At 64.3% G+C, this 10,750-nt stretch carries 8 protein-coding genes; 4 read left to right on the forward strand and 4 right to left on the reverse strand.

What is annotated here, in order from left to right; genetic code table 11:
* Positions 1-61 precede the first annotated feature (61 nt).
* Complete coding sequence (locus tag PSQ39_RS10230) at positions 62-640, reverse strand: C40 family peptidase (RefSeq protein WP_273926667.1); 579 nt, start codon at positions 638-640, stop codon at positions 62-64.
* 134 nt (positions 641-774) lie between these two features.
* On the opposite strand from PSQ39_RS10230, the gene PSQ39_RS10235 reads away from it, so the two are divergent.
* Positions 775-1,377, forward strand: a complete 603-nt coding sequence (locus PSQ39_RS10235) for an isochorismatase family protein (RefSeq protein ID WP_273926668.1) — start codon at positions 775-777, stop codon at positions 1,375-1,377.
* 30 nt (positions 1,378-1,407) lie between these two features.
* On the opposite strand, the gene PSQ39_RS10240 is transcribed toward PSQ39_RS10235, so the two are convergent.
* The 3 genes from PSQ39_RS10240 to PSQ39_RS10250 all read right to left on the reverse strand — a co-directional run bounded on the left by PSQ39_RS10240 (position 1,408) and on the right by PSQ39_RS10250 (position 7,092).
* Positions 1,408-2,538: an HD domain-containing phosphohydrolase gene (locus tag PSQ39_RS10240; protein ID WP_273926669.1), complete on the reverse strand. Its 1,131-nt coding sequence runs from the start codon at positions 2,536-2,538 to the stop codon at positions 1,408-1,410.
* A 230-nt stretch (positions 2,539-2,768) separates the two neighbouring features.
* A complete protein-coding gene (locus PSQ39_RS10245; protein ID WP_273926670.1) occupies positions 2,769-5,894 on the reverse strand; it encodes a multidrug efflux RND transporter permease subunit in 3,126 nt (1,041 codons plus the stop codon).
* Positions 5,895-5,931: 37 nt separating this feature from the next.
* Positions 5,932-7,092 carry an efflux RND transporter periplasmic adaptor subunit gene (locus PSQ39_RS10250; RefSeq protein WP_273926671.1) on the reverse strand — a complete coding sequence of 387 codons (1,161 nt, stop codon included), beginning with the start codon at positions 7,090-7,092 and terminating at the stop codon, positions 5,932-5,934.
* A 196-nt stretch (positions 7,093-7,288) separates the two neighbouring features.
* Between PSQ39_RS10250 and PSQ39_RS10255 the strand changes: the two genes are divergently transcribed.
* The 3 genes from PSQ39_RS10255 (at position 7,289) to PSQ39_RS10265 (ending at position 10,728) form a co-directional block, all read left to right on the forward strand.
* The gene (locus tag PSQ39_RS10255; RefSeq protein WP_273926672.1) at positions 7,289-7,861 is read left to right on the forward strand and encodes a TetR family transcriptional regulator; all 573 of its coding nucleotides are present in this window, start codon (positions 7,289-7,291) and stop codon (positions 7,859-7,861) included.
* A 212-nt stretch (positions 7,862-8,073) separates the two neighbouring features.
* Entirely contained in the window at positions 8,074-9,972 is a 1,899-nt protein-coding gene (locus PSQ39_RS10260) for a propionate--CoA ligase (protein ID WP_273926673.1), read from the forward strand.
* Positions 9,973-10,065: 93 nt separating this feature from the next.
* Positions 10,066-10,728: a DUF1345 domain-containing protein gene (locus PSQ39_RS10265; RefSeq protein ID WP_273926674.1), complete on the forward strand. Its 663-nt coding sequence runs from the start codon at positions 10,066-10,068 to the stop codon at positions 10,726-10,728.
* Positions 10,729-10,750 lie beyond the last annotated feature (22 nt).

Genomic DNA, 10,750 nt, shown 5'->3' on the forward strand with positions numbered 1-10,750 from the left:
CTGGCGCTGGGAGCGGCAGGCCTGTTGGCGGGGCGGGCTTGAGCTGGGCTGGGCTGGGCGCTCAGCGTGGGCTGTTGGCGTCCAGGGTGGCGGACACGGCAGGCACGGAAACCCGGCGCGCGCCATCAAAGCGGCGCTGCCAATAGCTTTCACGCATGTCTTCGACACGCACCTGGCTGCCCGAGCGCGGCGAGTGGATGAACTTGCCGTCACCCACGTAAATGCCGACATGGCTGAAGGCGTGGCGCATGGTGTTGAAGAACACCAGGTCACCGGGCTGCAAATCTTGTTTGTCGATGGTTTGGGTGGCGGCTGCTTGCTGGTCGGCACGGCGTGGCAGCACCAGGCCCACGGTTTGTTCGTACATGGCGCGAACAAAGCCACTGCAGTCAAAGCCGGTCTCAGCGGTGTTGCCGCCCCGGCGGTAGGGCACGCCCAGGAATCCCATGGCGTTGACCACCAGCTCGGAAGCGCGGCTGCTGAGGCTTTGGCGCACGTAACTGAGTTGGGTCAACAGACCGCGGTCAGCGAGGAGTTTTTCGACGTCGTCAACCGGTTGGGTGCTGGGCACCGCTTGTGCCCGAAGGGCAAAACCGAAAAGTGTGAGGCCGAGGAGAAGGAGGCAGAGCCAACGAGACATGGGCGCAGAGGTTAGCCGGGGGGGCGTTTCACGTCAAGCACGAAAATGCGCTAACTCATTGATTTTTCTCATGACTCTGGGCTGATGTCTAATAAGGCCATGGCTTTGCAGCCCCATTTTTATTTTGAACGACCATGTTGATTGACGCCCAAGAATCCCAGCTCGTGCTGGTGGACTACCAAACCCGCCTGATGCCCGCCTTGCACGAAGGCCCACTGGTGCTGGCCAACGCGCTGCGCCTGGCCCAGGCCGCCAAGCTGCTGCAGGTGCCCGTGTGGGGCACCGAGCAAAACCCTTCGGGCCTGGGTGAGAACCCAGCGGAGCTCAAGGCCTTGTGCCGCGACACACTGGTGAAGATGCAGTTCAGCGCCTGCGAAGAAGGCCTGTCGGAGTGGCTGCGCCCCCCGGCCAAGCCCGTGCAAGGCAATGCCCGCAGCCTGCCGCGCCACCTGCAAAAGCCGGCCCAGGCCGCGCCTGAGCGCAGCGCCATCGTGCTGGCCGGTTGCGAGGCCCATGTTTGCCTGCTGCAGACCGCGCTGGACCTGCTGGAAGACGAGTTTGACGTGTGGGTGGTGACCGACGCCTGCGCCTCGCGCACCGAACGCAACCGCGACGCCGCCTTTGACCGCCTGGCCGGCGCTGGCGCCGAGCTGGTGACGACTGAAATGGTCGTGTTCGAGTGGCTGCGCAGCGCCGAACACCCGCAGTTCAAGGCCGTGCAAGCGCTGATCAAGTGAGCCTGACGCGGGCCGGTGCCGGCCCGTGCCTCAGTCGCTGTCCTGGTAGCGCTGGGTGATCTTGATCACCTGCTCGCGGGCGGCCACCAGGGCTTGCACGCAATGGGGGTCCAGTTGGCCGGCGGCGGCCATGCGCTGCAATTCAGCCATGGCCTCCTCGGTGCGCCAACCGTCTTTGTAGGGCCGAGGGCTGGTCAAGGCGTCAAAGATGTCGGCCACGGTCACGATGCGCGCCTCGATCGGGATTTGATCCCCCGACAAGCCCTTGGGGTAGCCCGAGCCGTCCAGCAACTCGTGGTGGCAGGCCACGATGTTGAGCATCAGCTTGGCGTCGGGCAGGCGCTTGAGGTTGAAGTCACCCATGATTTTCTCGACCAAGGCGCAGCCCAGTTCGACATGGGTTTCCATCAGCTTGTGCTCTTGCGGGTTGAGCCGGCCCTCTTTGAGCAGGATGCGGTCCGGGATGCCGATCTTGCCAATGTCGTGCAGCGGTGCGAACAGGTACAGGTGCTCGACAAATTCATCGTCCAGTTGGTAGTGCTCGGCCACGCCCCGCGCAATCAAGCGGGCGTAGCGCGCCATGCGCTCCAGGTGGGCGCCGGTTTCAAAGTCACGCAGGTTGGCAAAGTCGCGCGCCACCTGGGTCGACGCCAACATGGCCTGCACCATGGCCATTTCGTTGCTGATCAGCATGGCCACCTGGCTGCAGAACATGACCAGGTCGCGCTGTACCCGCACATCAAAAGCCGCGGCTTCGGTGGAGTCAAAAAACAAAAAGCCAATCAAGCCCTGCGGCCCGTACATGGGCACGGTGAATGACGATTGGTAGCCCTGTTCCAGCAACCAGCGCGAGTGGGGGTGCTCGCTTTGCTGCAGGCAGGAGAGTTCATCGAGCACCCGGAAATCCCCGGTCTGCGCCAGCTTCAACAGCGATTGGCTGTCGGCCAGTGGCCATTCATAGCCCTGCAGAGGCGCCCCATGCCGGGTGCTGTGGATGAAGGTTTTCAGGCAGTCATCGCGGGCGTCGTGCAGGGCGCAGGCAATGCGGTCCAGCGAAGGCATGGTGGGCAGCAGCCGCTCATGCATCTGGCGCAGACGTTCACTCAGGCTGTGCGTTCCCCGGAACAGGTCGACGAGGTAGTGCGCAGGTGAGTCGGTCATGGCGTGGGGTAGGGGAGGCTCGCAGCGGTCAAAAGAAGATCGGTGATTGGAGCATGGCTGTCTGACGACGCAGCCCACAGTATCCTCATAAATTGATCTACATCAAGCTGGTGCGGGTGCCTTTGTGTCGGTGGTGGGACTCAAGCACGCTTCAGCCCGACCTCCTCGGCACGCCTCTGCCCTGGTGCGGCTGGCACTCTTCGTTGAGCGCGCAGTGCTTACTGAGCGGCCTAGGCCTGGGGGGGCGCGGTCTCGTCAGGGGCTTTGGACTTGAAGAGGCCCATCACCCAGACGTAGAACACCGGGGCGAACACCACGCCAAGCACGGTGGCACTGACCATGCCGCCGATCACCCCTGTGCCCAGCGAGCGCTGGCTGGCGGCTCCCGCACCTTGTGCCAGTGCCAAAGGCAGCACCCCCAGGATGAAGGCCATCGAGGTCATGACAATGGGGCGAAAACGCAAGCGAGCGGCCATGCAGGCGGCCTCCACCAGGGGGTGCCCTTGCTCGCGCAAGGCCTTGGCAAACTCGACGATCAGGATGGCGTTCTTGGCACTCAGGCCAATGATGGTGATCAGGCCCACCTTGAAGTAAACATCGTTGGTCAAGCCCAGCAAGGACACGGCGGCAACCGAGCCCAAAGCCCCCAATGGAACAATCAGCATGACGGAGGCTGGCAGGGTCCAGCTCTCATACAAAGCCACCAGCAGCAGGAACACCACCACGACCGCCAGCACAAACAGGAAAGGTGCCTGCTGCCCGGCGAAGCGCTCCTGGTAAGACAGGGCGGTCCATTCGTGGCCAATGCCTTTGGGCAAGGTCGCCAGCATGCGCTCGATCTCGGCCATGGCCTCCCCCGTGCTGTGACCTGGGGCGGCATCCCCCATGATGCGGTAGGCGGGATAGCCGTTGTAACGCGAGATCTGGACGGGGCCCATCTCCCAGGCGGCGGTCACGAAGGCACTCAGGGGCACCTGGGCTCCGTTTCGCCCAGGCACATGCAAGGCCATGAGACTTTCTGGCGTCATGCGCTCCTGCGCGTCGGCCTGCACGATCACGCGCTGCAGTCGTCCTGCATTGGCAAAGTCATTCACCAGCGCTGAGCCAAATGCCGTGGACAGGGTGGTGGCGATGTTCTCAAATCCGACCCCCAAGGCCTCGGCCTTGCTTCGGTCCACATCCAGGCGAAGCTGAGGAGCGTCCTGCAGCCCTTCCATCACGGCATAGGCCAGCAAGGGCGAGGCGCTGGCTTGCGCCAGCAGTTGGTCGCGGGCCTGGGTCAGCGCGGCCCGGCCCAGCCCGGCCCGGTCCTGCAGCCGCAGGGCAAATCCGCCCGCATTGCCCAGGCCTTCGATGGGGGGCGGCATCACTGCCATGGCCGTGCCGTCAGGCAACTGGCCAAAGCGCTCGTTGAAAGCCGCGATTTCGCTCTCGACCGTCTGGCCCCGAGGGCGCTGCGGCCAATCCTTGAGGCTGGGAAAGCCCAGGGCCGCGTTTTGCCCCATGCCGGAGAAACTGAAACCCAGGATGCTGAATGCGGAGTCCATGCCTTCACGCGACATCAGGTACTGATCGACCTGCTTCACCAGAGCTTCCGTACGAGGGTAAGTGGCCCCAGGCGGCAACTGCATGTCGACCATCCAGTAGCCTTGGTCTTCAGGGGGCACAAACGATTCGGGTACCCGCACATACAGCCAGCCCAGCAGCGCGACGGCCAGCAGGTACACCCCCATGGCGCGGCCTGTGCGGCGCAGCAATCGGACATTGAGCGATTCGAAGCGATGGGTCAGGCGCATGAGGACGCGGTTGAAGCCGCCAAAGAACCCCTGCTGTTCAGCGTGTACGCCTCGCTTGGGGGGCTGTAGCAAGGTGGCACACAAAGCCGGTGTGAGGGTGAGGGCCAAGAACCCCGAGAACAAGATCGACACGGCCAAGGACAAGGAGAACTGGCGGTAGATCACCCCCACCGACCCGGTCATGAAGGCCAGTGGCAAAAACACCGCCACCAGGACCAAGGTGATGCCAATGATGGCGCCGCTCACCTGGGTCATGGCCTTGCGGGTGGCGTCTTTGGGCGACAGGCCTTCTTCCGCCATGATCCGTTCGACGTTCTCCACCACCACGATGGCGTCGTCCACCAGAATGCCAATGGCCAGCACCAGGCCGAACATGGTCATCATGTTGACTGAGAAGTCCAGCCCCCACATCACAGCGAAGGTCCCCATGAGGCAAACCGGCACCACGATGGTGGGGATCAAGGTGTAGCGCACGTTCTGCAAGAACAGGAACATCACCAGGAACACCAGCACGACGGCTTCCAGCAAGGTGTGGATGACCTTCTCGATGGCCACCTTGACAAACAAAGACGTGTCGTAGGCGATCGAGTACTCCATGTCCGAAGGCATCTGGGCCGCCAGTTCCCGCAGGCGGGCCTTGACCGCATCGGCGGTCTGGATGGCGTTGGCCCCCGGCGCGAGCTGCACCGCACCCGCCACTGCCTTCTTGCCGTTTTGTCGGCTCTCGGCGCTGTAGTCCTGGCGCCCGATCTCCAGCCTGGCCACATCCGACAGCCTGACCGTGGACCCATCGCGGTTGGCCCGCAGCACGATGCGCCCGAATTCCTCGGGAGACTCCAACATGCCCTTGACGGCCAGCGTGGCGCTCAGTTCCTGCGCCGCCGTGCCGGGGCGGCTGCCAAAGCTGCCCGCAGGCACCTGCACATTCTGGGCTGCGATGGCACTGTTCACATCCGCGACCGTGAGGCCATAGCCCAACAACTTCTGTGGCGATACCCAGACCCGCATGGCCGCCTCAGACCCGAACAACTGCAGTTTGCCCACACCCGGCACGCGGCGGATTTCATTGTTCAGGGTGCGTGCCGCGTAATCCGCCAGGGCGACCACGTCTTTGCCCTCATCCTCGCCCTTGAAATTCAGGGCATAGATGAGCAAGAAGCTGGCGTTGGCCTGCTCGACCTGCACGCCCTGGCGCGTCACCGCTGCAGGCAGGCGCGCTTCGGCTTTCTTCAGGCGGTTCTGCACGTCCACCTGGGCCAAGGCGGGGTCGGTTCCGGGTTTGAAGGTGGCGGTGATCTCGGCTGAGCTGTTGGAACTCGACGAGTCGAAGTACAAAAGCCCTCGCGCCCCGTTGAGTTCCTCTTCCAGGATGCTGGTGACCGAATTGACCACGGCGCTGGCGGAGGCCCCCGGGTAAGTGGCGGTCACCGTGATTTGAGGGGGCGCCACCACTGGGAACTGTGACACCGGCAGCGAGGGAATCGCCAACAGACCTGCCAGCGTGATGAAGATGGCGACCACCCAAGCGAGCTTGGGGCGGCCAATGAAGAAGGAGGACATCGTGGGGTTCTCGGGTGCGAGCAAGGGATTCGGATCGTCAGCGCTTGTCCACTGACGCTGCGCTGGACGCGGCGGCTGAAGTGGCGTTGACCAGCTCGCCCGGGCGGACCTGCTGGCCGCCGACGATCACCTTTTCACCAGCGCGCAGGCCCTGTGTGATGTGCCAGTTCGCTCCGTACATGGCGCCTGTTTGCACGGTCCGGGCCTCCACCTGGTCATCCGCTCCAAGCACTTGGACCTGGGACAAGCCTTCAGCCGTTGGCTTGACCGCCCGCTGCGGCAGCAAAACCGCTTGTGAGTCCTGGCGCTGAGCCATCCGCACCCGCACATACATGCCTGGCATCAAAACGCCTTCTGTGTTGGCGATTTCGCCTCGCAAGGAAACCTGGCTGGTGCTGGGGTCGACCGTGATGTCCGAAAACAGCAGACGGCCCTCGTGCAGTCGGTCAGAGCCCTCCAGCTTGATTTGCAGGCGCGGCAGTGGCTGGTGACCTTTGGGCTGGCTGGCTTGGGCTTCTCGGAGCCGAACCACTTCGGCGACCGGTTGCACAAAGTCGACATAGATCGGACTCCATTGCTGGATGTTGGCCAGCGCCGTCGCTTCACCCTGTCCCACCAGGGCCCCCTGTGACACCAGGGCGCGACCAATGCGTCCCGCGATAGGGGCTCTGACCTCGCAATGCGCCAGGTTGAGCTGGGCCGATTCCACATCCGCTTTGGCCGCCAGGCGATTGGCTTGCTGTGTTTTGACAGCCGTCGCTGCGGCGTCGAACTCCTGCTGGCTGATGGCATTCGCCTTCACCAGGGGCTGGTAGCGGCGCAGCACGCCTTCGGCGTCTGCCAGGGCGGCCTCCGCTTTGGCCAACTCGGCCTCAGCGCGGTTCAGCGCCACGCGGAACGGGGCTGAGTCGATGCTGAACAGCAACTGGCCCGCTTTGACATCGGTGCCCTCCTGAAAATGACGTGCCACCACAATCCCCGCCACCCGGGCCCGCACCTCGGCCACCCGGGTGGAGGCCAAACGACCCGGCAACTCCTGCACCAAGGGCAGGGTTTGCATCTGAACCTGCACCACTTCGACCCGGGGGCGTGCCGCATCTGACGGTGCGACCGACCCCTGGGGTTGGCATGCGGCCAACAGGCTGCCCAGGGCGGTCACGGTGGCCGAGAGGGCGGTTCGCTTGGAAAACTGGAGCATGGTGGGTGACCCTGGGACGGGGGGCTTGATGGCAAGTTGAGACTGCATATTGATTCAAGTGAATCAAAAAAGTTTCATTGTAGTTGGGTTGGATTCTCAAAGAGTCCGGGATAGCGAATTTAGAATGCTCGCAGCACCTGTGCATGACCCATGCCGCCGGGGTTTTGAAACCGATGCACGAAAGCAGGCCTTATTGATGACCAGTCCCCTTTTGAATGCCGAAGACGAGCGAGTTCTTGCCGCCCTTGCGCTTGCGATGGTCGACAAGCCGCGCGCCACGCTGCAGGAGCTCGCGCAAGCCATTGGCGTCAGCAAGGCGACTTTGTACCGCTTCAGTCGTACCCGGGAAGAACTGGTGGATCGCCTGATGGCCCATGGTGCCCAGCTCATGAACCGGGCGCTCGAAGAGGCCGAACTCGACAAGGCCCCCGCGGTCGAAGCCCTGCGGCGTTTCATCGAGGGGCAGCTCCGTCACAGTGAGCTGGCGGCCTTCATGATTTACCACTGGAAGCCCGACACCTTGCAGGACGTCAGGGCTGCTGCGACATGGTCGGCGTATTTCGCCGTGCTCGATGGGTTTTTTCTCCGGGGCCAGCGCGATGGTCTCTTTCGCATCGAGATAGGGGCCGCCGTTCTCAGTGAGAGCCTCATCTCCCTGCTGTCCGGCCTCATGGATGCCGAGCGGCGGGGGCGCATTGCGCGGGCCAGCCTGCCGGGCATGATCGAGGCGATGTTCCTGGCGGGCGCCCTCAGTCAGCCCGCCCCCTGAGCACGGGGCAGACACCTCCCCACGTCACGACCGGCCGCCCCTTCACGCCGGTCAACAGACCGCAGCCTGACCGGAATGCCCATGGGTCTTGGGGCCTTTGTCAGGTCCCCGCAAGCCCGTCATGAATAATTATGAATTCAATTGCGCTGCTGCCAGGTCGGGTCGGGGGCGATCCGCTGTGCGCTCAGCGTCGGAGCGAGGAGACACATTCCATGAGTTACAAGGCTTTTCACCAGCGTTCCCTCACGGATCGCGACGCTTTCTGGTCTGAGCAGGCCGCGCTGATCGACTGGCACCAGCCGCCGCAGCAGATCTGTGACTACAGCAACCCGCCGTTTGCGCGTTGGTTTGTGGGGGGCTTGACCAATTTGTGTCACAACGCCGTCGACCGCCACGTGGCCAGCCGGGGCGACCAGGCCGCGCTGATTGCCGTCTCCACCGAGACCGACACCGAGCGCACCTACACCTTCAGCGAGCTGCACCAGGAGGTGCAGCGCATGGCCGCCGCCTTGCAGGAGCTGGGGGTGGGCAAGGGCGATCGGGTGCTGATCTACATGCCCATGATCGCCGAGGCCGCGTTCGCCATGCTGGCCTGCACCCGCATCGGGGCCCTGCACACGGTGGTGTTTGGCGGCTTTGCCTCGGGCGCGCTGGCTTCGCGCATCGACGATGCCGAACCCAAGGTCATCGTCAGTGCGGACGGTGGCTCGCGTGGCGGCAAGCCCGTGCCCTACAAACCACTGCTGGACGACGCCATTCAGTTGGCCCAACACAAGCCCGGCGCCGTGTTGCTGGTCGAGCGTGGCCTGGTGCCCTTGACCTTCCTGGCCGGGCGTGACCACAGCTGGCGCGCCCTGCGCGACAAGCATCTGAACGCGGTCGTGCCCTGCGAGTGGGTCGACGCCACCCACCCCAGCTACACCCTCTACACCAGCGGCACCACGGGCAAGCCCAAGGGCGTGCAACGCGACACCGGTGGCTACGCAGTGGCGCTGGCGGCCAGCATGAAGCACATCTTCCAGGGCCAGCCGGGCGAGACCTACTTCTCCACCAGCGACATTGGCTGGGTGGTGGGCCACAGCTACATCGTCTACGGCCCGCTGATTGCTGGCATGGCCACCATCATGTACGAGGGCTTGCCCACCCGCCCGGACGCCGGCATCTGGTGGCAGCTCGTCGAGAAATACAAGGTCACCCGCATGTTCAGCGCCCCCACGGCGGTGCGCGTGCTCAAGAAGCAAGACCCGGCCTACCTGAGCAAGTACGACCTCTCCAGCCTCAAGGCCTTGTACCTGGCCGGCGAGCCGCTGGACGAGCCCACGGCCCAGTGGATCAGCAGCGCGCTCAACGTGCCCATCATCGACAACTACTGGCAGACCGAATCGGGCTGGCCCATCCTGACCCTGGCCAACGGGGTGCAGGCCCAGGCCTCCAAGTTCGGCAGCCCGGGCGTGGCCATGTATGGCTACGACGTCAAGCTGTTTGACGAATCCACCGGTGAAGAGCTGCACGGCGCCCACCAGAAGGGCGTGGTCGCCATCGAAGGCCCGCTGCCGCCGGGCTGCATGCAGACGGTGTGGCGCGATGACCAGCGCTTCGTCAACACCTACTGGAAGAGCATCCCGGGCAAGCTGGTCTACAGCACCTTCGACTGGGGCATCCGCGACGAAGACGGCTACTTCTTCATCCTGGGCCGCACCGACGACGTGATCAATGTGGCTGGCCACCGCCTGGGCACGCGTGAGATTGAAGAAAGCATCTCCAGCCACCCCAATGTGGCCGAGGTGGCTGTGGTCGGCGTGGCCGACAAGCTCAAGGGCCAGGTGGCGATGGCCTTTGTCGTGCCCAAGGACGCCAGCAGCGCCGATTCGCCCGAGGCGCGTCTGCGCCTGGAAGGCGAGATCATGAAAGTGGTCGACGGCCAGCTGGGCGCTGTGGCGCGCCCCTCGCGTGTGCTCATCGTCAATGTGTTGCCCAAGACGCGCAGCGGCAAGTTGTTGCGCCGTGCCTTGCAAGCCGTCTGCGAGGGCCGCGACCCTGGTGACCTGACCACCATGGACGACCCCGCCGCCCTGCAACAGGTGCGCGATTTGATGGCCCCCGCGGCCTGAGTGTCAGCCCGGGTCACCTGTGGGGGCCGGTTTTCGGCCCACCCGGGTGGCTTGGCGGCGCAGGGCGCTGCGGCCACAAGGCCACAATGCGCCATGACCCATCCTCCCATCCCCTGGATTGAACGCCTGGCCCTGCGGCGCCTGCCGCTGGGCCTGACCCTGGCGGGCCTGATGCTGCTGGTGCCTTTGGCCTGGCCGACCAGGTTGCTGCTGGCCTGGTCGGTCGGCGCCATGGCTTACCTGAGCCTGGCCTGGTGTCTGGCCCTGCGTTTGGATGCCCACCGCACCCGGGCCCGGGCGCTGGCCCTGGACCCGCCGGGCTGGCTGGCGTTCTCCATGGCGGTGTTGGCCATGCTCGCCAGCGTGGCCGCCATTGCCATGTTGCTGACAGCCCAGGTGGGCCCGCAAGATGCCGTTCAGGCCTTGCACATGGGCCTGGCCCTGTTGGCGCTGGCGGCGGCTTGGGTGCTGATCCACACCCTGTTCGCCTTTCGCTACGCCCATATGTACTACCACGCGCGCTGGCAACCGGCAGGCGCTGCGCCAGCGCTGCTGTTTCCGGGCGGTGAATCGCCTGACTACGCTGACTTTCTCTATTACGCCCTGGTGGTGGGCATGACGTCTCAGGTGTCGGATGTGCAGGTCCAGTCGCGCTCGCTGCGGCGCCTGACCCTGGTGCAAAGCGTGTTGGCCTTTGTATTCAATATGTTTGTGCTGGCGCTGGGCATCAATGTGCTGGCCGGCCTGCTGCATTGAGCATGCCGCGCCGCTCGCCGCG

This window comes from Curvibacter microcysteis (assembly GCF_028649455.1).
Lineage (GTDB): Bacteria > Pseudomonadota > Gammaproteobacteria > Burkholderiales > Burkholderiaceae_C > Curvibacter > Curvibacter microcysteis.

Excerpts from the sequence above, each read along its gene's own strand:
- PSQ39_RS10260 (WP_273926673.1), top strand. The coding sequence starts at position 8,074 with ATGAGTTACAAGGCTTTTCACCAGCGTTCCCTCACGGATCGCGACGCT.
- PSQ39_RS10235 (WP_273926668.1), top strand. The coding sequence starts at position 775 with ATGTTGATTGACGCCCAAGAATCCCAGCTCGTGCTGGTGGACTACCAA.
- PSQ39_RS10230 (WP_273926667.1), bottom strand. The coding sequence starts at position 640 with ATGTCTCGTTGGCTCTGCCTCCTTCTCCTCGGCCTCACACTTTTCGGT.
- PSQ39_RS10245 (WP_273926670.1), bottom strand. The coding sequence starts at position 5,894 with ATGTCCTCCTTCTTCATTGGCCGCCCCAAGCTCGCTTGGGTGGTCGCC.
- PSQ39_RS10250 (WP_273926671.1), bottom strand. The coding sequence starts at position 7,092 with ATGCTCCAGTTTTCCAAGCGAACCGCCCTCTCGGCCACCGTGACCGCC.
- PSQ39_RS10240 (WP_273926669.1), bottom strand. The coding sequence starts at position 2,538 with ATGACCGACTCACCTGCGCACTACCTCGTCGACCTGTTCCGGGGAACG.
- PSQ39_RS10255 (WP_273926672.1), top strand. The coding sequence starts at position 7,289 with ATGACCAGTCCCCTTTTGAATGCCGAAGACGAGCGAGTTCTTGCCGCC.
- PSQ39_RS10265 (WP_273926674.1), top strand. The coding sequence starts at position 10,066 with ATGACCCATCCTCCCATCCCCTGGATTGAACGCCTGGCCCTGCGGCGC.